The organism is Bartonella sp. AA18HLJMS, assembly GCF_042197245.1.
Lineage (GTDB): Bacteria > Pseudomonadota > Alphaproteobacteria > Rhizobiales > Rhizobiaceae > Bartonella.
This window is the reverse complement of sequence record NZ_JBHIRP010000018.1, coordinates 1-24742: the sequence shown is the minus strand read 5'-3', so window position 1 is coordinate 24742 and position 24742 is coordinate 1. Positions and strand designations below refer to the sequence as shown.

General features: G+C 37.4%; 21 protein-coding genes, 3 tRNA genes and 4 pseudogenes. 13 read left to right on the top strand and 15 right to left on the bottom strand.

Annotation, left to right across the window (positions count from 1 at the left end; all coding sequences use genetic code 11):
• Positions 1–168: 168 nt before the first annotated feature.
• The 9 genes and pseudogenes from ACFINW_RS08485 to ACFINW_RS08445 all read right to left on the bottom strand — a co-directional run bounded on the left by ACFINW_RS08485 (position 169) and on the right by ACFINW_RS08445 (position 3703).
• Positions 169–501: pseudogene (locus ACFINW_RS08485) on the bottom strand (type II toxin-antitoxin system PemK/MazF family toxin).
• Positions 501–719: an antitoxin gene (locus ACFINW_RS08480; protein ID WP_375640993.1), complete on the bottom strand. Its 219-nt coding sequence runs from the start codon at positions 717–719 to the stop codon at positions 501–503. Before ACFINW_RS08480 ends, ACFINW_RS08485 begins: the two are co-directional and overlap by 1 nt.
• Positions 720–805: 86 nt before the next feature.
• Positions 806–1193: pseudogene (locus ACFINW_RS08475) on the bottom strand (hypothetical protein).
• A 276-nt stretch (positions 1194–1469) separates the two neighbouring features.
• A complete protein-coding gene (locus tag ACFINW_RS08470; protein ID WP_375674151.1) occupies positions 1470–1658 on the bottom strand; it encodes a hypothetical protein in 189 nt (62 codons plus the stop codon).
• Positions 1659–1662: 4 nt separating this feature from the next.
• Complete coding sequence (locus ACFINW_RS08465; RefSeq protein ID WP_375674149.1) at positions 1663–2076, bottom strand: hypothetical protein; 414 nt, start codon at positions 2074–2076, stop codon at positions 1663–1665.
• Positions 2077–2331: 255 nt separating this feature from the next.
• Entirely contained in the window at positions 2332–2577 is a 246-nt protein-coding gene (locus ACFINW_RS08460; RefSeq protein WP_375640990.1) for a hypothetical protein, read from the bottom strand.
• 198 nt (positions 2578–2775) lie between these two features.
• A pseudogene (locus ACFINW_RS08455) lies at positions 2776–3090 on the bottom strand (hypothetical protein).
• 26 nt (positions 3091–3116) lie between these two features.
• The gene (locus tag ACFINW_RS08450; RefSeq protein WP_375640989.1) at positions 3117–3395 is read right to left on the bottom strand and encodes a hypothetical protein; all 279 of its coding nucleotides are present in this window, start codon (positions 3393–3395) and stop codon (positions 3117–3119) included.
• 222 nt (positions 3396–3617) lie between these two features.
• Positions 3618–3703 (bottom strand) — tRNA-Leu (locus ACFINW_RS08445).
• Positions 3704–3849: 146 nt separating this feature from the next.
• On the opposite strand from ACFINW_RS08445, the gene ilvA reads away from it, so the two are divergent.
• The 3 genes from ilvA to ACFINW_RS08430 all read left to right on the top strand — a co-directional run bounded on the left by ilvA (position 3850) and on the right by ACFINW_RS08430 (position 7360).
• Positions 3850–5127: a threonine ammonia-lyase IlvA gene (gene ilvA, locus ACFINW_RS08440; RefSeq protein WP_375612449.1), complete on the top strand. Its 1278-nt coding sequence runs from the start codon at positions 3850–3852 to the stop codon at positions 5125–5127.
• 35 nt (positions 5128–5162) lie between these two features.
• Positions 5163–5693: a hypothetical protein gene (locus ACFINW_RS08435; protein ID WP_375621294.1), complete on the top strand. Its 531-nt coding sequence runs from the start codon at positions 5163–5165 to the stop codon at positions 5691–5693.
• 290 nt (positions 5694–5983) lie between these two features.
• The gene (locus ACFINW_RS08430) at positions 5984–7360 is read left to right on the top strand and encodes a DEAD/DEAH box helicase (protein WP_375621289.1); all 1377 of its coding nucleotides are present in this window, start codon (positions 5984–5986) and stop codon (positions 7358–7360) included.
• A 1358-nt stretch (positions 7361–8718) separates the two neighbouring features.
• Here ACFINW_RS08430 and ACFINW_RS08425 read toward each other — a convergent pair.
• Positions 8719–8793: transfer RNA gene (locus tag ACFINW_RS08425), tRNA-Asn, on the bottom strand.
• A gap of 200 nt (positions 8794–8993) precedes the next feature.
• Between ACFINW_RS08425 and ACFINW_RS08420 the strand changes: the two genes are divergently transcribed.
• The 6 genes and pseudogenes from ACFINW_RS08420 (at position 8994) to ACFINW_RS08395 (ending at position 16781) form a co-directional block, all read left to right on the top strand.
• Positions 8994–9067 (top strand) — tRNA-Cys (locus tag ACFINW_RS08420).
• Positions 9068–9287: 220 nt separating this feature from the next.
• Positions 9288–9962 (top strand): protein-L-isoaspartate O-methyltransferase, encoded by a 675-nt coding sequence (locus ACFINW_RS08415; protein ID WP_375674146.1) that lies wholly within the window; start codon positions 9288–9290, stop codon positions 9960–9962.
• A 66-nt stretch (positions 9963–10028) separates the two neighbouring features.
• Positions 10029–11321, top strand: coding sequence for a TolC family outer membrane protein (locus ACFINW_RS08410; RefSeq protein ID WP_375630311.1), 1293 nt, complete (start codon positions 10029–10031; stop codon positions 11319–11321).
• Between the two features lie 248 nt (positions 11322–11569).
• Positions 11570–12124: a DUF2497 domain-containing protein gene (locus tag ACFINW_RS08405; protein ID WP_375612445.1), complete on the top strand. Its 555-nt coding sequence runs from the start codon at positions 11570–11572 to the stop codon at positions 12122–12124.
• 137 nt (positions 12125–12261) lie between these two features.
• On the top strand, positions 12262–14985 hold the full coding sequence (locus ACFINW_RS08400) for a valine--tRNA ligase (RefSeq protein WP_375674154.1): 2724 nt from the start codon (positions 12262–12264) through the stop codon (positions 14983–14985).
• A gap of 1042 nt (positions 14986–16027) precedes the next feature.
• Positions 16028–16781, top strand: a pseudogene (locus ACFINW_RS08395) (tetratricopeptide repeat protein).
• A 138-nt stretch (positions 16782–16919) separates the two neighbouring features.
• Here ACFINW_RS08395 and ACFINW_RS08390 read toward each other — a convergent pair.
• The 5 genes from ACFINW_RS08390 to xth form a co-directional block, all read right to left on the bottom strand.
• Positions 16920–17666 (bottom strand): amino acid ABC transporter ATP-binding protein, encoded by a 747-nt coding sequence (locus ACFINW_RS08390; protein WP_273791447.1) that lies wholly within the window; start codon positions 17664–17666, stop codon positions 16920–16922.
• A gap of 11 nt (positions 17667–17677) precedes the next feature.
• Complete coding sequence (locus tag ACFINW_RS08385; RefSeq protein WP_375621443.1) at positions 17678–18394, bottom strand: amino acid ABC transporter permease; 717 nt, start codon at positions 18392–18394, stop codon at positions 17678–17680.
• Between the two features lie 2 nt (positions 18395–18396).
• The gene (locus ACFINW_RS08380; protein ID WP_375612442.1) at positions 18397–19149 is read right to left on the bottom strand and encodes an amino acid ABC transporter permease; all 753 of its coding nucleotides are present in this window, start codon (positions 19147–19149) and stop codon (positions 18397–18399) included.
• A gap of 141 nt (positions 19150–19290) precedes the next feature.
• Entirely contained in the window at positions 19291–20196 is a 906-nt protein-coding gene (locus ACFINW_RS08375) for a transporter substrate-binding domain-containing protein (RefSeq protein ID WP_375621442.1), read from the bottom strand.
• A 124-nt stretch (positions 20197–20320) separates the two neighbouring features.
• Positions 20321–21103 carry an exodeoxyribonuclease III gene (xth, locus tag ACFINW_RS08370; RefSeq protein ID WP_375621441.1) on the bottom strand — a complete coding sequence of 261 codons (783 nt, stop codon included), beginning with the start codon at positions 21101–21103 and terminating at the stop codon, positions 20321–20323.
• 488 nt (positions 21104–21591) lie between these two features.
• Between xth and rpsL the strand changes: the two genes are divergently transcribed.
• From rpsL to ACFINW_RS08350, 4 genes are all read left to right on the top strand, one after another.
• Positions 21592–21963 carry a 30S ribosomal protein S12 gene (rpsL, locus tag ACFINW_RS08365; protein ID WP_005773262.1) on the top strand — a complete coding sequence of 124 codons (372 nt, stop codon included), beginning with the start codon at positions 21592–21594 and terminating at the stop codon, positions 21961–21963.
• A gap of 18 nt (positions 21964–21981) precedes the next feature.
• Positions 21982–22452, top strand: coding sequence for a 30S ribosomal protein S7 (gene rpsG, locus ACFINW_RS08360; RefSeq protein ID WP_015856589.1), 471 nt, complete (start codon positions 21982–21984; stop codon positions 22450–22452).
• A 24-nt stretch (positions 22453–22476) separates the two neighbouring features.
• Positions 22477–24561 carry an elongation factor G gene (fusA, locus tag ACFINW_RS08355; protein ID WP_375607436.1) on the top strand — a complete coding sequence of 695 codons (2085 nt, stop codon included), beginning with the start codon at positions 22477–22479 and terminating at the stop codon, positions 24559–24561.
• 62 nt (positions 24562–24623) lie between these two features.
• A partial coding sequence (locus ACFINW_RS08350; RefSeq protein ID WP_375640331.1) for a GTP-binding protein occupies positions 24624–24742 on the top strand: 119 nt, incomplete at its 3' end.

Here is a 24742-nt window from a genome sequence, read left to right as displayed (position 1 = left end):
ATCATTGCTCCTTTTGAGTCATAATTAATGACATAATTAGTCAATTATTGATTTTTATTCTGTGAAAAATTGATTAGCTGATTGTCAGCAGAAAAAATCATGATCTTATGCTTTTTTACTTTTTACCTAAAGTTGGTGTTTTTAAACATTAAAAAGTGTAGAAAAAATTCAAGTAAGAAATGTTGATAACCTTGCTAAGACTTCGCCCATAATTATATATGGAATAGTTTCCATTCTTTTTCCATTATGCGCTACTATATCTAAAGTATGGCGGTTGGTCGCAGCGTATCACACCTGTTGTATGCAGCCCTGTTCCCACCAATGAAATAGCAAAATCTGCTATTCTAGCAAAATTTTCTCCACTCGTAATGGGCAAAACAATGGGTGTTTTTGTTAAACGATTAAACCCCTCCGGTGACACAATCAGTACAGGACGCGTTCCTTTTTCTCATAGACAGAGGTTGGGTCAAGCGATACAAACCAAATTTTACCCCGCTTCATTACAAGAGCTCTCTGCCAACAAGCTTAGCATCAAACCACTCTACATCTTTATCCGCAAAATCGTCTGAAGGATTACATTGGGCTAACAATTCTTCAAGAGTGTAATTTTGCGATATTTGTGGTTTCTCAACCAATTGTCCATTATCAATAGCCAAACCCACTTGCATATTTTCAGTAAGATGAAGAACATCAAACAATGCAGGCGGTATAGAGAGCATAACGGATCCTCCAACTTTACGTAATTTTGTTGTGCATAAAATGCCCTCTCTAATATTATACAAAAATATAACATAAAGCCCATGATTTAATAGCTTTTTATGCTTTTGTGTAAATGTTTAAGAAGCGCATTTAGAGCAATACGCAATATACTCTGAATAAAGTCAATATTTTTTATCTCTCTGTTGATCTCGTCTATAAGAGGTTCGTAATTGAGAATGCTTTTCGGAATATCACCACCGTAAACCCATGCTTTTACTTGCGCTTTGGTACTAAAATCCGCATTCTTAGGTGTTTTGTAATACTGATCACCATCAAACTTTTCACACTCTCTTGTACCGTCTTCATATTCGTAGAGGTTGTAAAAATACTCCTCTGTCCCATCCCCCATGGGGCATACCCACTGCCGTTGCAACAAACCTCTTTCGCATGGGTTGTTTACGGTTTTTTAAGAATAGATGTTTTAAAATGAACATGCTTTAATCCTAATTTTACAAATTTGTCTATTTGCCTCAAATTTGACCGTACAGAGCGTTTTATGTGATAGGTTTTTTATCATAAAATCTTTAAATCACTCTGTACGGTGCCATTTTGTCGATTTAAATGCACATCCAATCACAAAACGATCAGCAATTTTCACTAGTTTGCTAACCTACAATGTTTTTCACTTGCTTTTCAACCAACGTGAGTGCTCTTGAATTCTCTCTCATTGCCTTTTCTTTCAGCCTTTTTTCACGGGTGTTCAAAACAGCCTAGTGTACAAGATTGGCTTTCGTCAAAAGACTATTTTCCAAATCACGACATAATCTTACTAACTCACGAGTGCTTGGAGAAAACGTATCCGATAAACCTTCTAACTCATCGCATAAAATCCGTTTAACCGTTTTTATGAGTGACCACGCAGAAACACTTTCCAAAACCATTCCATAGGTAAGCGCCATACCTTCATGATCTGTCTGTTGCGAAATTTTTAAACCACACCGAAAGCATCCGAATTGCCTTGGCTATGTCCTCTTTACTCACTTTTATTGAAAACAATTCGTGAAGTTGATCACACGCTTCTAAGGCAATCGCTTCCTGCTGTTGTGTCAATGCTTGCCACTTTTCAAAACTAAAGGAAACTCCGGAGTTATCATCTCGTGAATGTGTTTCAAAGTGATCTCGAGGCCCGATATCAAGGATACTGTCTGAGATGCGTTCATCTACACTTTTTTGCCTTTGAGAGTGATTTCCATAGTTTTTTCCGTTCTCTAAATCCTCGATAGCTTTTTGCACCCAGTTGCGCCACATTGCTTTCCAATCCGTTTTGCGTGCATCTTTGCCTGTTCTAGCTTTCCAATAATCTCGAAATTTTGCCATTTCGGCTTTGACACGCTCTGGAGGCAATCCCTCTTCGATTGCGAAATCATAAACAGGTTCGAAATCATCAGGGGTACGACAGCCACTGTCATTTCTAACCCGTTTAGCTTTTTTCGTAATGTTCTCTTGCTCGTGAATGGAAGGTTGGTTTTCTACACCCGTTTCGATTTGCTCTGATGTGGTCTCAACAGCAGCAACCTATGTTGGTTCGTCAACCTGTTCGTTTGTTTCTAAATTTTCAGAAGCAGTTTTTTGCTAAAATGATAGTTTTAGTTTATATATATTCTTATTCTGGTTCTTTATAGCTTGATTTTGCTTAGCGTTTGCTTCAGCAAAATCATTAAAATGTTTTTTATAGCGTTTTTTATTGTACACCTTTTTTCCAGCCTCACTATGAATTTGCGATATGTGCACTTTTTTATCAGTAAAATCTTTTAGCTCTTCTTCAATGCGCGTATTCGACAAACCATTATCTTTCTCAAGAAGTTTATCATTCTTCATGAGATATTCGACAATAGTTGCAAACTTTTTTGCGAGCAATTGCAAGCGCGGGCAAGCATTTCAAAATCTGTTTTAATTGGTGCTTTTTTGTCATATATGCGAATGAAAAGCGTTATATAAATGCCCCTTTGTTCTCATGTCATTCCATCTATCTCACTGTTCCAGTCATTCAAAAGGAATCTTATCCATGGCATTGCATTAGACATGCGCATTCCCTTCTTTAACTAAATATAAAATTGCTAAAGCATTTGCTTCGTTGTCATCTTTTGGATTGTATTCTTTTGCACACACCGTCTTAATCATCTTTTCTTGTGAGGCATTGACTTTATCTGTTGTGATCTTCATTTTTGTAAGCCATTGCTGAAAACGCAAATAGCGCATACTATCGCCTTTAAAACGAAAAAATTCAAAATTGACAAGTGCCACTTGTTATACTGCTGTCTACACGAGAAATCGCCCAGCCTGTCTTAGATCTAGATCAAGGCAGAGAACGGTTTGTGTATTGATGATCATCTTCCCCCATGAAGGCTGTTGCGTATTTATATATGCGCTATGACAGAGCGTGTTGTGATTGCCTGTCTTGAAAAAATGGTCGTGAGAAAGTACTTGAAACTACTTTTGGGCCAATTTTTTACTGCCATTCGAGGAAAAATAATCTTAGAAGCAGTTGATTTTCGAATTAACTCTTCTTGTTTTTGAATCACATCTTTTTGTGCACGTATTATTTCAGCTTCTTTATCTATTATTTTGTCTTTTGCATCTATCTCTTTTCTGAGCTTTTGCGTCGTTTTACAAGAGTCATGAAGAGTATAAGCCAATCCCAAATTAGCAATATTGATTGCCTCTCCATCCTATAAAGACGAGGAGGAGGTCAAAGTGCTAAAAAGGTACCTCAAAAAGCAGCAATGATTCGTATTTTAGTACCACCGCGGTGCCGTCTTATAGCGTTATAATAAAGTTACGAAAGGTGGTTTAGAAGGTGCTTTAATTTTTTTTGATTTTTAATAAATCATTGGAAAATAAGAGAGATTAAGATAATCTGGTGCGGACGGCGGGACTTGAACCCGCAAGGTCTTCGACCGGCAGATTTTAAGTCTGCTATGTTTACCGTTTTCATCACGTCCGCGATGTGAGTTCTCTCATAAGCTATATCTTTTATTGAATCAAGAATTAATGACAAAAGAAACATTTTTCATTTTTTAGTGAAATTTTGACTGACAATAGTTTCCGTTATCGATAGAAAAAGCTTTTATAATGTAAATAAAGTATGAAATGATTAGTGTTATGAGTCAATTTATTCAAGACGTCACAAAAGCTATGGTGGGATTGCATCACGTGTTTGCTGAAACACCACTTCAAAGAAATGATTTTCTTAGTCAAAAGTATGATGCAGAAATTTATTTAAAGCGTGAAGATTTAACACCGGTGCGGTCTTATAAGATTCGTGGTGCTTTCAATTTTGTTTCAGAAATGCTTAGCTGTATATCACCAGATTCTGCATTTGTTTGTGCTTCAGCGGGGAATCACGCGCAAGGGGTTTCTTTTGTTTGTCGTTATTTTAAACGTAAAGGCGTGATTTTCATGCCTATGACAACGCCACAACAAAAAATTGAAAAAACACGTATTTTTGGTAAAGAATTCATTGATATTCGTTTGGTTGGTGAAACATTTGATCAATGTTATGAAGCAGCGCAATCCTTTGTCGTAGAGAGCGGTGGTGTAATGGCTCCACCTTTCGATGATATTCGCATTATTACAGGGCAGGCAACAGTGCTTTGTGAAGCAGCTTTACAATGGAAAAAACTCAATGGAGAAAGTGAGCCAGATTTGATGATTGTGCCGGTAGGGGGGGGTGGTTTGGCAAGTGGAGTGAGCAAGTTTTTACATGAATATGGTTGGAAAACAAAGCTTCGTTTTGTTGAGCCGCAAAGAGCTGCAAGTTTGCTTGCTTGTTTGGAGAGTGGAAAACGCGTCAAGCTTGAAAGCATTGACACTTTTGTAGATGGTGCTGCTGTGGCTGAAATTGGTGCTCTAAACTATACAATTCTAAAGCAATTTCCCCCTGATTCTGTCATTACGGTTCCTGAAAACCGCGTTTGTTCTACGATGGTTGAAATGCTTAATGTTGAAGGTGTGGTTCTGGAACCGGCTGGTGCTTTATCGATTGATGCGCTTAACAGTATTCCTCCTCAAGAGTTAAAGGGGAAAAAAATTCTTCTCGTTATTTCAGGAGGTAATTTTGATTTTGAGCGTTTGCCAGAAATTAAAGAGCGTTCTTTACGTTTCCAAGGGTTGAGAAAATATTTTATTTTTAGTTTTCCGCAACATCCTGGTGCATTGCGTCATTTTCTTTCCACATTATCACCAGATGATGATATCGTACGTTTTGAATATCTTAAAAAGTCAGCGAGAAACTTTGGTTCTGTATTGGTTGCGATTGAAACAAAAAAATACGGTAATTTTTGTCTTTTAGAGGAAAAATTTCAAGCGTTAGGTTGGCGTTATCGTGATATTACTGATGATCAAACGTTATTTGATTTTGTTATTTGAGAAACTGAAATTTTACTAAAACAAGAAGTATAATGATGAAACCTATTTTTCATTCGGTGCTGAGTCTATTTTTCTTTTTGATTGTTAATCAACAGAGTTTAGCATCTCAGCCAACAGTAGTACAAAAAGATGAACTTTCAAGAGTCGTTGTTGATGTCAATAATGCTATAAAAAATGGGGATTTTATGCCTATTTCTCGTTATATGCCTGAGCGGCTTTATAAAGAGATGGCACATCGATTGAATACAACAGAGAGTGCTTTACGTAGTGATTTTCTTCAACAGTTGCATAAGAAATTTGAGGGGGTGCCTTCTGGTGCTTATTATTTAGATAAAGAAAATATAGAGTATTTACAAACTGATAACGGTACTTTGTATGCTTTAATTCCAACAGTTCTTGAGATGAAAGATCGCATCATTCAATATAAAACTTTGGCGATTTTTGATAAAAACCAATGGTATTTAATTTATGGCGGTCAAAAAACTTTACAAAATCCAGTTTTTCTCGAGATTTATCCTGATTTTATCAAGGTACATTTACCGATGGACACAATCATCAAAAAGTAAACGATCTAAATATTGTTTTTATTCATGATAAATGTATTTCGTAAAGTTCTTGCTTTTTTATCATAATCCAAAGATAATAGAGATGAAGGCATTTAGGCTGGTTTGTTGGCTTTTTGTAAAGTGAAGTTTATACGCCTTTATCTTGATTTCAAGGTGTTCATAAGTTGCGCAAGCCGCTTTTTAGGCGTTGCTTCATTTAAAATGTCAGGGATTTCTCTTGCGCGGATTCTTGAGTGGAGAGTTCAGATGGTTACTTCTTTTGAGTTCTTCAGCTAAGGAAAGATTTTATTTTGCCTATAAAAGAAGAAAATGTTTTTACAAAGTTAGGTTTACCTACTCTTTTGATTAAAAATTTACTCATTGCTGGGATGAGTAAACCTAAACCTATACAAGAACAAGCTATTCCAGTGATGTTGAAAGGACACGATATTTTAGGTGTTGCTCAGACAGGCTCTGGAAAAACCTTGGCATTTGGTTTACCTATTTTAAGTCAGATTTTGGCTTTGGGTGATAAACGCTGTCCTAAAACTGCACGCGCTTTGATTTTAGCTCCAACGCGTGAACTTGCTGTTCAGATTGATGAAACGATCCGTACTGTGGCGAAAGGAGCACATCTTTCAACATGTCTTATTTTTGGGGGCGTATCACGTTTAAAACAAATTAAACGTATGGAAGCAGGTGTGGATGTTTTGATAGCGACTCCAGGGCGTTTGAGAGATCTTGTTCGTGAAAAGTGTGTTGATCTTTCCCAATCTCGTTTTTTGATTTTGGATGAAGCAGATCGTATGTTGGATATGGGGTTTATTCATGATGTTAAGCAAATTGCAAAGCTTTTGCATCAAGAGCGTCAGACAGCACTCTTTTCTGCAACAATGCCGAGGGAAATTGCTGTGCTTGCAAAATGTTTACTCAATGATCCGGTTAAAATTGAAGTTGTTCCTCAAGGTACTACGGCTGTAGAGATTTGCCAAAAATTATATTGTGTTCCTACGAATGAAAAAAAGAATGTTTTAAGTAAACTTTTGACAAATCCAGCTTTTGATTCGGTTATTGTTTTTACTCGAACTAAACATGGGGCAGATGCTGTCACGCGTAGTTTAGAAAAGATAGGATATTTAGTCGCAACAATTCATGGAAATAAATCACAAGGTGCTCGCCAGTCTGCTTTAAAAGCTTTTCGTGAAAGATCTGTGCAGATCCTAGTGGCAACAGATATTGCTGCACGCGGTATTGATATACCAGGGATAAGCCACGTTATTAATTACGACTTACCAGATGAAGCTGAAAGTTATGTACATCGTATTGGTCGTACAGGACGGAATGGCGCATCTGGTGTAGCACTTACGCTTTTTGATGAGAAGATAGAAAGGTCCCGCTTGCGTGCTATTGAGCGCTTGATTCGTATGAAATTGGTGGCTGAGGCTGTTCCAGAACAATTTGCAGCGTTTCCAGAAAAGCCAATTGTGCGAGAAAGTAAAGAAAACGATAAGGAACGCCGTTTTAAAAAATCTAAACGTCAAAAACAGTTTTTAGGTCGAAAAGATGATACCGCACAGTTGCAGCGGAAGAATTCTTCACCTCAAAATGAGAGGCATAAAAAAGCAAAAACAGTAGTAAAGCGTGCAAAGCCTCTTCGTTTTCGAAAATCAGTTAAGAGGGCTGCTTAGATAAAGTCTTGAAAAAAGATCATGTACTGGAGATTTTTTACTTTTGTTGATTTATTCTCAATTGAAAAGAGCTATAAAATATTCTTGTCAAAGTAAGAAGATCCTTTAGAGGTTTTCATTTTTTAGAAATGAAAACTTCTAACTTTTTGGATTTATTAAAAATCTTTATTGTAGAGGAAATTATTTATTTGCTTTATTCCTATTTTTTTTAATGGGAATAAAAGTAGATTTTATTTATATAAAACTATTTTTATAAAGGATGTGTTTTATCTTTAATGATAACTTTTAATTTTAAAAATTGATGTCTAATAATAACTCATTGTTTTATAATTTAATAATTCATTATATCGTATTTTTTTCATTTTTAAGTTATTTATGCGGATCAATCAAAAGTATTCGCTTGCACGTTATGTGTGAAGTTGTGATATAGATAATCATTTGAAAAATAAATAAAATAATTTTTATAAACTCTTTCCAAGGCAATGGGGGATTGCTGAGATTGAGAGTTGGAAAATAGTACGATGATATGGCTTTTATTATAAATAAAGATGGGGCTGATCAATCGATTTCATTTTATACCATTTACGGGAGTCATTGTGAAAGAGGCTTGGGGGATTTAAGAGATATCTCTTTAAAAAAGCGTGTGACTGCATAATACAATAGCGAGAATGTCATGATTTCTGAAGGCTTTCTCAGGATTCTCAACAATTTAGCTCGTTATCTTTGTTTTTACTGTAAAACACTATTAGTTTGGGAGGATATAAAGCCTATAAAACTTTATGCATTAAATTTTTTATGACAGTGTGATGAATATCCAAGGCAAGGTTGTTTGTAAAGCGTTGAAGTGGTTAGCAGGAGGAACAACCTGTTAGATAAGACGTCGGAGTGTTTACAGACTTGTTTTATGTTTTTTGCTTTTAGGATGGGGAGGAGGTTATGTGGGGTGTATGGAGGTAATATATGACCTTGATTGTTGTTTCTTTCATTTTTCAAAATGATTGCTTCATGAGTAGGTTTTTAAGTTTAATTCCTTTATTGAGTACAAATCATTCTTTCTTTGGAAAAAAATATATGAGACCGTTTCATTGCTGATGGAGCTTAATAATTCATCTCTGATGAAAGAAATCGTAATTTATAATGTGCAAATAATTGCAGTGTCCTCTTATAAAGGCGCGGTAGTTTGAAAAAAGTATTTAAAATGAATCAATAGCTTTTTGCGTTCATTGCAAAAAATACATCCGGTAGGATATTGTGTTTCTACTTTATTGCAAAAATCCTATTCCATTACTTTTATTAACGAATCCCTCATGTCTAAAAACTTTAGAAAAAACAATAAATTACGTAGAATAAAAGAAAAGTGGCTCCCCGGGCCGGATTCGAACCAGCGACCAACCGGTTAACAGCCGGTTGCTCTACCGCTGAGCTACCGGGGAACGGTGCCCAATCATTTAATTGAAAAGGCTATAGCTTGAAAAGGCTATAGCAAAGCAATACTGATTTGCAAAGGATAAAATTACTTTTTTTAAAAAAATATGATAAATTGTGTAATAAGAGGAAAAAAGGCGAGAGAATATTTCTACACCTTGACGGATGCGTTGCCTTCCCTTATTGAAACCTTTATGTTTGTTGACGAGGCCTCGTGGCGGAATGGTTACGCAGAGGACTGCAAATCCTTGTATCCCGGTTCGATTCCGGGCGAGGCCTCCAGCCGATTTTAAACGAAACGGCTTTTAAGGGAGATGAGGTATAGGAAAATAGATTATTTCCCTCTATTCTTGTGAAGACACTTTTGTATGAGAGATTATACAGTTAAAATCTAATTGTTGACTGTAGCATCCTTTTTTGTAACGCCCATAGTTTAAGAGATCTTTATCCCTTATTGTCGCTGTTTTGTTTGTTTTTTGTAGGTTAGGAGAAAATATTCGTTATGGTTGCAGATTTTGCTGAGCTTCGTCGCAAAATGGTTGACAATCAAATTCGTACAGTCGATGTAACGGATTTATCAGTTCTTGAAGCCTTTTTAACGGTGTCTCGTGAAGATTTTGTATCGGAAGATATGAAAGTGTTAAGTTATCTTGATACCGATATTGTTCTATGTCCAGAGCAAGATGGGGTTCCTGCACGCTATTTGATGAAACCTGCATCTCTAGCGAAATTACTACAGCTTGCCGCTTTAAAATCATCAGATGTTGTTTTAGATATTGGTGCAAATAGTGGTTATTGTGCAGCGTTGCTTGCAAAACTTGCAGGGTCTGTGATTGCGCTGGAAAGCAATAAATCTCTCTTTGAACGTGCTCTTGAAGCTTTAGAACGTAATCAATGTGATAATGTGGTTGTCGTTCATGGTCCATTAGAGCAAGGATATGCTGTTGAGGGACCTTATGACGTGATTTTCATTGAGGGATCTGTTGATTTTATTCCTCAAGGTATCTTTGATCAAATGAAAGACTGTGGACGTCTTGTGGTGGTTGAAGGGTATGGAAATGCTGCTGTTGCACAAATCTATATAAAAGAAGATGGGATCATCTCGGCTCGTCGTGCTTTTAATCTCGCTGTAAAGCCTCTTCCTTGTTTTTTCAAAACACCTAGTTTTGTGTTTTAGTGCTTGTTTGTTTTGTGAATAAAAGATAATTTTGTAATTTATTTGGGGTTTGTTATTGTGTGTATTATGTTTAGAGTAAACAAGAAGTTTCAGGCGTGTTTATTGCTGGTGTTGAGTGTTTTACTATCAGAGACTGTTTGTGCTGAAACATTGATGGATGCCTTTTCTAAGGCTTATAAATATAATGCTAAGTTGAATAGTGAACGTGCAGCTGTGCGTATATCCAGTGATGATGTTGTCATTGCGCGATCGGGGCTATTGCCACAAGTTGAGGGGGTTGGGAACTATGGGCGCAATAAGTCTTTTACAGGTCCTTATGTCACTTCTGGATCTATAGGAGTGAGATTAAATCAAAGATTATTTGATGGTTTTATCACGCAAAATATCTTTTCTTCAGCTCAAGTCAAGTTGCAGGCTCAGCGTGAATATCTTCGTAATGTTGAACAAAATACGTTTCTAGACGCGGTGACCGCTTATGCTAATGTCTATCACGCACGTCGTGTTGCCGATCTTCGGAGAGAAAATTTGGCAGCTCTTGAGGAACAAGTTCGTTCTAATAAAGCAAAATTTGATGTGGGTGAAGGAGGGCATGTTGATCTTGCTCAAGCTCAAGCTGCACGTTCCGTGGCGGTTTCAGAGCTGAGTCTTGCTCGTTCTGATGTAAAAGCAGCAGAGGCAGTGTATCGACAAGTTATTGGTTCTGATCCTGAAAAGTTAAAACGCCCACCTCTAGCCAAAGATTTTCCCGTCAACCTTGATATGGCTTACCAAATGAGCGTTGTGATGCATCCAGCAATCCTTTATGCTAAATATTTAGTTGATGCGAGTGCTTATAATGTAAAGGCGAAAGAAGGGGCGTTGCTCCCTAAAGTTGATTTTTCTGCAACAGCATCTTATAATCGAATCTACAGCGGGGTTGGAGAAGATGGCGTTTCTAAATCTGTAGGATTGTCAGTAAGTGTCCCAATCTTTGAAGGAGGGCGTACATCTGCGCAAATTCGCCAATCAAGGGAACAGCTTGGTCAGGCGCAGCTTCAACTCGATTTGGCGCATAGTAATACGAGGCAAGCACTGACTTCTGCTTGGTTTCAGTTGGAGGGCGCACGCTCATCTGTTGTTGCTTACCGTGAAAGTGTTCGTGCTGCTGAAATTGCTCTGAAAGGTCGTGTTCAAGAAAATCGCGTAGGGCAAGCAACGACGCTGGATGTTTTAAATTCTCGTACTCTATTGATTAATGCTCAGATTGCGCTTGCAATGGCAGAGCGTAATGCTGTTGTGGCGAGCTATAGTGTTCAGTCTTCTATTGGTAAATTGACTGCGAGTTATTTAGGTTTAAAAACAATTAAATATATCCGATAATGTATAAAAGTATCTCTTTAATCTTAAATTATTTTAGTTTTTAAAAGATTAGTAAATCAACAGTTGAATATGTTGAAAGATATTGCGGCGAGATATTATTTTTATAAGTGTAGAAAACTGTGTGTAGCGCCCTCTTTATGACAAGCATATTTGAAAATATCGTAGGAGGCATGTTGATCTTATAATTCTTTTGCATACACTGAAAATATGATTCTATTTGTTGTTGCGTCTTTGAGAGGTTGTAAAGTATGGTACAGAGTTCAAGCGTGTTACGTGAGCCAAGTATGGATGAAATTTTAACATCTATTCGTGAAATAATCGAAGAAAATGCGGTTCAATCTGATCACTTTTTAAATGAAGATGTTGCAGTGAATGCTTCAGAAGTGGCATCCGAGGGTATTTATGATACAACCTTATCGGTTGATGATGCTATGAAAGCTTTAGCTGATCGTATTGGTCTTTCTTCTGAAAATCAAGGAGGGAAGATAACGCAAGAGAAAGAGGATATAGAGGCAGAAAATAATACAGTTGGTATGGATATGCAAAAGATGAAGCTTTCTTCTGAAGAACGGAATTCTGTTTATAAAGCAAAAGAATATGAAGATGAGATAAGGAAATCACAGTCAGACGCTGGAAGGGATGGTCATGTGGAATTGTCTGCATATTGTATTTCTTCTGCAGAAAAGATTGCAAAGGATGTGTTGCGTCCTGCTATAGCAGAATGGTTACAGTCTAAATTGCCTATTTTGCTGGAAGATATTTTGCGTGAAGAGATTGTGAAGGCGATTAAAAAATCGTCTTAATTATTTTTATGTTTTTCATTTTATGGGGATTTTGTTTGCGATTTTGCGAGCTCTCTAGTGAATGGCTGAGATTCACGAGATTCTGATCAGGTTTTGATCGTATATTGTGTTTTTCAGCGGCGTTATGGATGGATAGAATGTTAGAAAAAAACTATGATGCTGCCTCTATAGAGCAACGGGTTGCAAAGAGATGGGAGACTCGTGGGGCTTTTAAAGCGGGAGCTGGTTCTAAAAGCGGTGCAGAACCTTTTTGCGTTATGCTTCCTCCTCCTAATGTTACGGGCTCACTTCATATGGGGCATGCGCTCAATACGACAATTCAAGATATAATAGTTAGATTTCAGCGGATGCGTGGCAGAAATGTGTTGTGGCAGCCTGGTATGGATCATGCTGGGATTGCTACGCAAATGGTAGTGGAGCGTCAACTTGCAGAACGCCAAGAGCCAACGCGTCAAGAAATGGGGAGAGAAAAGTTTATTGAGCGTATTTGGGAATGGCGTTATGAAACTGGAGGCGTTATTGCAAACCAGTTGCGTCGCCTTGGGGTTTCATGTGATTGGTCGCGTGAGCGGTTTACAATGGATGAGGGGTTGTCGCAGGCGGTTCGTGAAGTCTTTGTCACGCTTTATAAGCAAGGGTTGATATATAGGGATAAGCGCCTCGTCAATTGGGATCCTAAATTGTTGACAGCTATTTCAGATCTTGAAGTTGAGCAAAAAGAAGTTCAAGGACATTTGTGGCATTTTAGATATCCACTTGAAGGTAAAATTTTTGATCCAAATGATGCGACAACTTATATAACAGTGGCGACAACACGACCAGAAACAATGCTTGGTGATACAGGAATTGCTGTTAATCCTGAAGATGAGCGTTATAAAAATCTTATCGGTAAAAATGCTCTTTTGCCGCTTGTTGGTCGTAGGTTATTAATTGTTGGTGATAGCCATGCTGATCCTGAGGCTGGAAGTGGTGCTGTAAAAATCACACCGGCTCATGACTTTAATGACTTTGAAGTAGGACAGCGTAATCATTTACGCTTGATTAATATTTTTACTCAGAAAGCCGAGATTTTTCTTCGTGAAAATGAAGCATTTTTCGATGGTTTGATTTTATCAGATGAATTAAAAATGTTAGTAGAAAATCTCGATAAATCTGATCGTTTTGTTGCTCGCCAGAAGATTGTTTCTTTGATGGAAGAACAGGGATATTTAGCTTCTGTCGATGATCATACCCATATGGTTCCTCATGGAGATCGCAGTGGTGTCCCTATTGAGCCTTTTTTGACAGATCAATGGTATGTTCATGCTGCTGAATTAGCAAAGCCAGCGATAGAGGCTGTTCAACAAGGCAAAACGCAGTTCGTTCCCGATAACTGGAAAAAGACGTACTTCAATTGGATGGAAAATATTCAACCTTGGTGCATTTCTCGCCAATTATGGTGGGGACATCAGATTCCTGCTTGGTATGGTCCTGATGGAACGGTTTTTGTTGAAAAAAGTGAAAAAGAGGCTTTAGATTCAGCTTTTGCTCATTATGGTGAGGTTGTTGAATTAATCCGTGATCCGGATGTTTTAGATACTTGGTTTTCATCAGCTCTTTGGCCTTTTTCAACATTAGGATGGCCAAATAAAACGACTGAATTATCTACTTTTTACCCAACATCTTTATCTGTGACAGGATTTGATATTATTTTTTTCTGGGTTGCTCGTATGATGATGATGGGACTTCACTTTATGGGTGACGTTCCTTTCCCAACGGTTTATGTGCATGCTCTTGTACGGGATCAAAAGGGTGCAAAGATGTCAAAATCAAAGGGAAATATTATTGATCCCTTAGAGCTTATTGATCAATATAGTGCTGATGCACTTCGGTTTACTTTAGCTATTATGGCAGCACAAGGTCGTGATGTAAAACTTGATGTTTCCCGTATTGCTGGTTATCGTAATTTTGCTACGAAATTGTGGAATGCTACCCGATTTGCACAGATGAATGGTGTGAAGCATAATCCAGCTTTTAAACCAGAACAAGCAAAATTGGCGCTTAATCGTTGGATTTTAACAGAGTTATCTAAAACAATTTCAGCAGTTACGACTGGTATTGAACACTATAAATTTAATGAGTCTGCTGCCACTCTTTACCGTTTCATTTGGAATACATTATGTGATTGGTATTTGGAGCTTCTCAAACCTATTTTTCAGGGGGAAAATGAAGATGCTAAAAATGAGGCTCAAGCTTGTACTGCTTGGGTTTTAGATGAAGTTTATAAACTTCTTCATCCTTTTATGCCTTATATGACGGAAGAGTTGTGGTCTCTTACAGAAACGCAAGCCATCAAGCGTGAGGATATGCTCGCATTGACAAAATGGCCAGAGGAAACATTGATAGATGAAGAAGCTGCTGATGATATTAATTGGCTTATTGATGTCGTCACAGGGATTCGGTCTGTACGTTTTGAAATGAATATTCCAGTGGCTACACAAGCACCTCTTGTTGTTGTCGAAGGAGGGGAAGTAACGCGAGAGCGTGTGAAGCGTTATGATGCACTTCTTAAAAAATTAGCGCGTATTGAAGTTATTGATTTCTCTGATAAAGTTCCGGAAGTATCAGCACAAATGATTTTGGGAGAGGCTGTTTTTTGTTTACCATTAGGACAGTTGATTGATTTGGAGGCTGAACGTGTTCGTTTGAGGAAGGATGTCAGTAAAATTGAACAAGATATTGAAAAAATATCGCTTAAGTTAAACAACCCCCAATTTATAGCAAATGCAAAAGCAGAAATTGTTGAGCGTGAGCGGAATAGGGTTGTAGAACTGCGTGCAGCGCAGAAAAAAATATTTGTTGCTTTAGAGCGGTTAGATTGATTTCAACTTTTTATTTTTTTTGATAGATAATTGCATACCAGTAGGGCGAGTATAGATCTTCTTTAAAAGGAAATTTTTTCTTTTGTTAGTTTTTCATGAACGATCATAAAATCTCTACTGAAATCCATTGTTTTATGTTTATCATTAAAGAGACATCTTTTAAGGCATCCAAGCTTATTCCACGACGTAGATCATGAATGGTATAACGGTAAATCCATTGAGCTTCCCTTCTTTATGTTTGTGAAGTAACAAGCGCTGGGGGCGCCATTCTGTCCAATATCCGGACAACCCTTAGCTCAAACCGTTCGTAAGAGGCATTTTTAGTTCTTTCTTACACAAAGTTTTTATCCACATAGCTCTCTCTACTTGTAATGTGCAAGCGGATGGTTTTGATTGATTTAACATGGAACAAGTTTGGAATGAGAGAATCTTACGATATTCGAGGTCCTCATTCAACATGCAAAATGGTAAAGTATCATTAAAATCAATATCTTGTTTTATTTCTGTAAAATATCATCATTTAGAGTAGCAATATAAGGCATGTAAAATTACATATGTGGTATTTTTTGTATGTAGTGGTGAGTATTCTGAGGTAAAACTTGTGTGTAAAGTATGAAGTAACCCCATGTGAAATGATGTTAGGTGCAATCCGTTAAACAAAAAGCTGTATTGTTTATAGATTGACGGAGGCAAAAAAACTTCATCTTTAAGGTGGTAAGGCAGTCGTGAAGTTATAAGTTAACTATCATCATTATATTTATCCATCTTTCGTATTGTTTTTTATACTCAAACGTTTACCATTCATCATGTATTCTCTTCGTTCTCAAGTTGCTGTTTAATGCACGTTATTCTATTGAACGATTTTTGCTCATACGTATAAAATTTTAAGATCGATAAATCCTATTGGATGGTTTTTATCTATTTGTTTTTTCTTTTAAAATTTTTACTTTAAAATTGCGTATGCTTCTTACTAAGAAAAAGAGTTTAAATATCTACAAAGAAATTTGTAACAGATATAATCATTAAAATTGAGGTAGGGGGAATGGTTAATAGGTTTCAGATATGGAAAAAAGTCACGATTGTTGTGATTTTAGAGGGATTCTTTTCGGCTGTTTATGTAATAGATGTCAATAGCTTGCAAGAAGCGAATGATGGTTCGTTTTATTTTTTAAAACGTGGCATGTCTGTTTATAAAAATGGGCATATAACTCAGGCTATTGCAGCATTACGTTGTGCTGCTAAGAGAGGCTATATTGGTGCGAATTGGAAACTTGGCTCTATCTGTGCAAACGGTGATGGTGTCCCTAAAAATGATTATAAGGCATATAATTTTTTTGCATATATTGTTGAAAAAGGTGCTGATCTTGGTTCAGAGGATGAAAGTTATGTTTCTGATGCATTGATTAAACTTGCCGGATATATAAAAAAAGGTATTCCTCAATCACCTGTGAAACCTGATCCTTCTTATGCTTCTCATCTTTATATGCAGGCTGCGGTAAACTATGGAAATCCTAAAGCTCAGTATCATTTAGGAAAAATATTTTTAAAGGGAGGGGGAAGGGAGAAAAATCCTTTACAAGCAGCACGATGGTTTCAACTTTCAGCAAAAAAAGAAAATCCTTCTGCCCAAGCAATGCTTGGAAATATACTGCTTAAAGAAGGAAAAATTGTCCGTGGGGCAGCAATGTTAACTGCTGCCTATAAAAAGCTAACGTAAAAGACGAAAATTGGATTCACCTTTGCAAGAAGAGGCTTTTGCTCTTTGTAATGAATCTGAGAGACGTACAGCAATTTAACTGATTGCTGAGATTTTAAAGAATAACAGTTTTTAAACATCTGATTGTAATATTTTTACATTCTCTCATCTTATATTAAACTCTGTTTTCTTGTATACAAGTTCATAGTAAAGATAGGTTTTTTTGATAATCTAACGGCTAATGACTTAGGATTTTAGACAAGAATTCTTGCGTTCTCGGTTTTCTTGCTTGCGGATCAGAAAAGAACTCTTTAGATGAGCAGTCTTCAAGAATTGTTCCTTGATCTATGAAAATAACACGCTCCGATACTTTTTGTGCAAATCCCATTTCATGGGTTACACAAATCATCGTCATACCTTCTTCTGCTAAGCTAATCATGACATCGAGTACTTCACCTACCATTTCAGGATCTAGAGCAGATGTTGGTTCATCAAAAAGCATGACAAGTGGATCCATAGTTAAGGCACGTGCAATAGCAACACGTTGTTGTTGCCCTCCAGAAAGTTGACCTGGATATTTATCTTTGTGTTCAATGAGTCCAACGCGTTCAAGATATAACAATCCACGTTCAAGTGCTTCTTTTTTGCTTCGTTTTAGGACTTTGATTTGTGCAATTGTCAAATTTTCTGTGACAGATAAATGGGGGAAAAGCTCGAAGTGTTGAAACACCATTCCTACCTGACTTCGCAATTTAGGCAGATTCGTTTTTTTTGAATGAACTGGTATTCCATTAATCCAAATTTCACCTTTTTGAAAAGGGACGAGAGCGTTAATAGTTTTAATGAGTGTTGACTTTCCTGAGCCTGATGGACCACAAACGACAACGACTTCTCCTTTATTAATGTTAGTTGTACAGTTTTTAAGGACTTTAATTTCGCCATACCAATTAGAAACATTTTTTATTTCGATCATATGAGTAGACATTTTTTTTCCTGTTAGCGAATAATGGATACTTTTTTTTGTAAATACAAAACTATTTGTGACAGTGTAAAACAGATAACAAAATAGAAAATAGCTGCTAAGATATAAGCTTCTTGCTTTACACCAAAATTATTAGCAGCAATATCAAAACCATTCAAAAGGCTATGACCACTGATGGCATAAACAAGGGTTGTATCCTGAAAAAGGATAATAACTTGTGTTAAAAAGACTGGAAGCATATCTCTAAAGGCTTGAGGAAGAATGACAATGTACATACTTTGCCAATATGTCATTCCAAGAGCTTGTCCTGCATATTTTTGTCCTTGCGGAACTGAATTGATTCCAGCACGCATAATCTCAGCAAAATAAGCCGTTTCAAATGCGGTAAAGGTAATGAGTGCTGATTTATTTGCACCAATGGATATACCAGTTAAAAAAGGCAGAAGCACGAAAAACCATAAGATAACCATCACAAGTGGTATTGAACGCATAGCTGTTATGTAACTGATTGCAAACCAAGAAAGAAGTTTTATGGAAGAAAGGCGCATCATTGCTAAAAGTGTGCCGAAAACAAACCCCAATACCGTTGCAAAAAGAGTTAGAAAAACGCTAAAGAGTAAACCTGATAAAATGTAAGAACGAAATACATCAAAGGTAAAAAAGGAAAAATCAAAGTCGGAAAAATTGAAAGGAAAATAAAGTCCAAACTGAGAGCTTATGAAATTCATCATATTCAATTTCCCTTTGTTTGAAAATTAGGAATTTTGAGTATTTGTTCAATGACTGTCATCACAATGAATACGAATAAGGCTATTAGAATATAAAGGATCGTAACAAGCAAATAATTTTCGTAAACATGGCTTACTTCTTCAATTGTTTGGTATTGAAATTGCATGAGCTCATTTATTGAAACGGCGAATGCTATAGATGAATTTTTCACAATCCCCATTGCTTCTGAAGTAAGAGGTGGCATAATTGCACGTATAGCACGTGGTAGTATAATATAGCGATAACTTTGATAAGTTGTAAATCCCATTGCCATAGCAGCATAGCGTTGTCCAGAAGGAATCGCTTCAATGCCTGAACGAACCTGTTCAGCAATGCGTGCAGATGTAAAGAATCCCAATGCGCATGTTATTAAGAGAATGGGGGAAAATTTCATCGCTGGTGGATAAATCTTCGGAACAACAAAATACCACAAAAACACTTGTACAAGGAGGGGAATATTACGCATAATCTCTACCCAAATAGTACCGATAGTGCGAAATATATAATTGATTATGGATGTTTTGGGTAAAGTGCGCATTGTTCCTATAATAACACCACACAATACAGCTAATATAAGTGAAGTGATAGATAATATAATTGTATTTTTTAAGCCATCGAGAAGTGTATCTAAATAGGTATGACTTACGCCGGGAGTTCCCAAGCATCCTGTTACCAATGTTTGAGTAAGGTCATCTCTACAAAGGAAAGAAAAGTCCATTAATTGATATTCCCTCAAATTAGTCATTCACAAATAGGACAATAAACCACGCGCATCTACATAGTCCAGATTTATTAAAAAGTGAATTAAAATATAAACCACACTCAATTTCAAAAGAGTGTGGTTCTTCTTTATTAAACTCTATAAATCTTTTTCTGCGTAGCTTTCTCGAGGCTTATTATTTGGGTGATCCCAAGCATATCTTGTTTGTTTTGATAAGGGAAGGTTCATAACAGTGTTAGCAGGTGGGATCGGTTTCATAAACCACTTATTATAAAGCTTTTCCAGTGATTCATCTTTAATCTGACGTACGATACTATCGTTGATTGTTTGTTCAAATTTTTTGTCATTTAATCTGAGCATACAGGCAATAGGTTCGACTGAAAGTACAGTATCAAGAATGACATAATCAGATGGATTCTTTGATTTAGCAATATGTCCAGCAAGAATTGAAGCGTCCATGACAAAAGCATCTGCCTTACCAGATTCTAATAATAAAAAACTATCTCCGTGATCTTTCCCCTTTAAAACTTTAAACTGAATGTTTTTTGCACGTTTATTTTTACGAATAAGTTGAACAGATGTTGTACCGGTGGTCGTTGCAACTGTTTTTCCATTTAAATCCTCAAGAGATTTAATGTTAGAGTTTTTCTTTACAGCAATCCGAACCTCTTCAATGTATGTCGTATAAGCAAATGCTGCTTCTTTACTGCGGGCAATATCATGTGTTGTTGAGCCGCACTCAAAATCATAGGTTTTATTTTTTAAGAGAGGAATTCTATTTTGAGAAGTGATGGGAAGATAATGAATTTTAATTGGTTTACCAATTTTTTTTGAGATATCATCAATAATCCGTTCTGCCATTTCTGTATGAAAACCTACATATTTATTATTACCAAGGGCGTAGGCTAAACCAGATGATTCACGGACACCTAAAGTAATTTCCCCTGTTCGTTTTATTTTTTCAAGAGTATCATGTTCAGCATGCGCGAAACTTGAGAATCCAATGGCCGTTGCTGCAATAAGCATTAATAATGATTTCTTCATTTATGTCCTCCATTCATTTATTTTTATTTTATTTGCTTAGGATATACTGTTTATATGCTGTAGCATAGTTATTATTTTTGAGTGGAATTTTTTTGTTGTCTCATGAAATGAGGATTTTACTTTCTTAATTGATATTAAGGTGAATCCAAACAGGAACGTGGTCGGATGGTTTTTGATATCCCCTTACTTCTGTTTGGCTATGAGCGCAAATTAATTGATCAACAGCTTCTGGTGATAATAATAAATGATCAATGCGAATTCCATTATTCTTAGGCCAGGCACCTGCCTGAAAATCCCAAAAACTGAAGGAGGGAGTATCGGTGACATTCCGGATAGCATCATAAAAACCTAAATGAAGAATACGTTGGAATGCTTTTCTTGTTTCTCGAAGAAATAAGGCATCTTGATACCATTCTTGAGGTTTTTTTGCATCTAATGGAGTGGGGATGACATTATAATCACCTGCTAGAATAAGAGGTTCTTCATACGCAAGCAATGATTTTGCATGTGTATATAATCTTTCCATCCATTCTATCTTATAGGAATATTTTTCACTCTCAATAGGATTCCCATTTGGCAAATAGAGAGATGCAACACGAACAACACCTTTGTTTGTTGAATAAACAGCTTCAATGTAACGTGTTTGTTTATCATTATCATTGCCTGGTAATCGACGGATCACTTCATCTGGTGTTTTTTTAGAGAGAATCGCAACGCCATTAAAACTTTTTTGTCCGTGTGTTTCTATATGGTAACCTAAATTTTCAATTGTATCGCGTGGAAAATTTTCATCAATACTTTTAATTTCCTGTAAACAGACGATGTCCGGTTGGCTTTGCTGCAGCCATTGACATAATGTTTCATGTCGCGCTTTTATTCCAGCAATATTCCACGTTGCTATTTTCATGGTGCTCATCATTAGATATCAAATATGCAATTCAATTTACTGCTATGTTTTACTACAGTCACATCGCTGTTTTTTTGTTTATAGGGGATATTACTATGGTAAATTAATTTATCAAGAGTAGCGGTAAAAGCAAATTTAAAGCTTTAAAATTTAATTTATTTTCATTTTTAAAAACTTTCTGCTGTTTAGTTCTTGACGAATGTACGTGTTCTCGCTATTAGAAATGAACATAACCGATGTGGATGTAATCAGGTGTTTTGGATATGAGCCGGAAAATTATTCACAGGTGTTAAGAAGATTAAAAGCAAATGCTAGTGCAAAAGGCTATTGCCTTCTCTGCTTATGGTCGGGTAAACTGTTTTGTACAGGTATGCCCGATTTTGTGTGTAGACTTAGATATCTGCTTCGATTTTGTTGGGGTGGATAGAAATGAAAATAGAAAAGCCCGATTGGGTGAGACGAATGTAGATCGAAAAGAGGAAGGTTGCATGCCTACCGTAAACCAGTTGATTCGCAAGCCGCGTGTGGCGCCAGTTAAACGTAATAAGGTTCCTGCTCTGCAGTCGAATCCGCAGAAACGTGGTGTTTGTACGCGTGTTTATACAACAACACCGAAGAAACCTAATTCTGCTCTTCGTAAAGTTGCTAAAATTCGCTTGACGAATGGATTTGAGGTGATTGGTTATATTCCTGGAGAGGGACATAATCTTCAAGAGCACTCTGTTGTAATGATTCGTGGTGGTCGTGTGAAAGATTTGCCAGGAGTTCGTTATCACATTATTCGTGGTTTGCTTGATACGCAGGGTGTCAAGAATCGTAAACAGCGTCGTTCAAAGTATGGCGCGAAGCGTCCAAAATAATATTGAGAGACAAAGCCAATGTCCCGTCGTCATAGAGCAGAAAAGCGTGAGATTAATCCAGATCCAAAATTTGGTGATTTGGTTATTATGAAATTTATGAATGCCATTATGTTTGATGGTAAAAAATCAGTTGCAGAGCGTATTGTTTATGGTGCGCTCGATTCTGTAGAAAAAAGAGTAAAAACAGATCCTGTGGCTCTATTTCATCGAGCTTTAGAGAATGTTGCTCCTCACATTGAGGTTCGTTCACGCCGTGTTGGTGGTGCTACTTATCAAGTTCCGATTGATGTTCGTCCTGATCGTCGTCAGGCTCTTGCTATTCGTTGGTTGATTGCGGCGGCACGTGGTCGAAATGAAACGACGATGATTGAGCGTTTATCTGGTGAATTGATGGATGCGGCTAATAATCGTGGTTCTGCCGTGAAAAAGCGTGAAGATGTTCATCGTATGGCTGAAGCTAATCGTGCTTTTTCTCACTATCGCTGGTAGAAGTTTTAAACTAAGGCAAATATAATGGCTCGCGAATATAAAATTGAAGATTATCGTAATTTTGGTATTATGGCGCATATTGATGCTGGTAAGACTACGATGACTGAACGTATTCTGTTCTATACCGGTAAGAATCATAAAATTGGCGAGACCCATGATGGTGCTTCTACAATGGATTGGATGGAGCAGGAGCAGGAGCGTGGTATTACGATTACGTCTGCTGCGACAACAACATTTTGGGAAGGGCAAGACGGTCGGAAGCGTCGCTTTAATATTATTGATACGCCAGGGCACGTTGATTTTACGATTGAAGTTGAGCGCTCTTTGCGTGTTCTTGATGGTGCAATAGCCTTGTTGGATGCAAATGCTGGTGTGGAGCCTCAGACGGAAACTGTTTGGCGGCAAGCTGAGAAGTATCGCGTGCCTCGTATGGTTTTTGTTAATAAAATGGACAAAATAGGAGCTGACTTTTATCGTAGTGTGGAGATGGTTGGTTCTCGGTTAGGTGCTAAAGCGCTTGTTTTGCAGTTGCCGATTGGTGCTGAAAATGACTTTGAAGGTGTTGTTGATCTTGTAGAAATGAAGGCTTTAAAGTGGGATGGTTCTATTGGTGCCTCGGCAGTGATAAGTGAAATTCCCTCTGATTTAAAGGAGAAAGCTGAAGAATATCGCGAGAAATTGATTGAGATGGCTGTGGAGGTTGATGAAGCTGCGACAGAGGCTTATTTGGAAGGTGTTATGCCAACCAACGAGCAGCTTGTTTCTCTCATTCGTAGGGGGACAGTAGAAGTTCAGTTTCATCCGGTTCTTTGTGGTACGGCTTTTAAAAACAAGGGGGTGCAGCCACTTTTGGATGCTGTTGTTTCCTATCTTCCTTCTCCAATTGATATTCCGGCGATTAAGGGTATTGATGTAAAGACTGAGGCTGAGACGACACGCGAATCTTCTGATGATGCTCCGTTATCTATGCTTGCTTTTAAAATTATGAATGATCCTTTTGTTGGTTCATTGACGTTCTGTCGTATTTACTCAGGTAAAGTTCAGAAAGGTATTTCTCTTGAGAATACTGTGAAAAAGAAAAAAGAGCGTTTGGGGCGTATGCTTCAAATGCATTCAAATTCTCGTGAGGATATTGAAGAAGCATTTGCTGGTGATATTGTTGCTCTTGCAGGACTTAAGGAGACGACAACAGGGGATACTCTTTGTGATCCTTTGAAGCCTGTTATTTTGGAGAGGATGGAATTTCCAGAGCCTGTTATTGAGATTGCAATTGAACCAAAGACAAAAGCAGATCAAGAAAAAATGGGTATTGCTCTTAACCGTCTAGCCGCCGAAGATCCTTCATTTCGTGTTAAATCGGATGAGGAATCTGGTCAGACTATTATAGCTGGAATGGGTGAGCTTCATCTTGATATTATTGTTGATCGTATGCGGCGTGAGTTTAAGGTTGAAGCAAATGTTGGGCAGCCTCAAGTTGCTTATCGTGAGTCAATTACTAAAATGGCGGAAATTGATTATACGCATAAGAAACAATCGGGTGGTGCAGGTCAATTTGCTCGTGTGAAAATTGTTTTTGAGCCTCATGATGGTGATGACTTTATTTTTGAGTCAAAGATTGTTGGTGGTGCTGTTCCTAAAGAATATATTCCCGGTGTCCAAAAAGGGATTGAGAGTGTTATGGGGTCAGGTCCTCTTGCGGGCTTTCCTATGCTTGGTGTAAAAGCGACTCTCATTGATGGTGGCTATCACGATGTTGATTCTTCGGTTTTGGCTTTTGAGATTGCTGCTCGTGCGGCTTTTCGTGATGGGGCAAAAAAGGCTGGTGCACAGCTTCTTGAACCGATCATGAAGGTGGAAGTTGTTACACCAGATGATTATGTTGGTGATGTTATTGGTGATCTCAATTCTCGTCGGGGACAGATTTCAGGAACTGAAGCGCGCGGCATTGCAACGGTTGTGAATGCAATGGTTCCTTTGGCAAATATGTTTGGTTATGTGAATACTCTTCGCTCTATGAGTCAGGGGCGTGCGCAGTATACAATGCAGTTTGATCATTACGAGCCTGTGCCTTCAGCTGTTGCTTTGGAGATTCAAAAGAAATACGCGTAATTTCAGGTTGGTAATTAATTTTTAACTTAGTCCTTAGCTTGGACGGAAAATGGAGAGCTCAAATGGCGAAGAGCAAGTTTGAACGAACAAAACCGCATGTTAACATTGGTACGATTGGTCACGTTGATCATGGGAAGACCTCGTTGACAGCAGCGATTACGAAATATTTTGGTGAATTTAA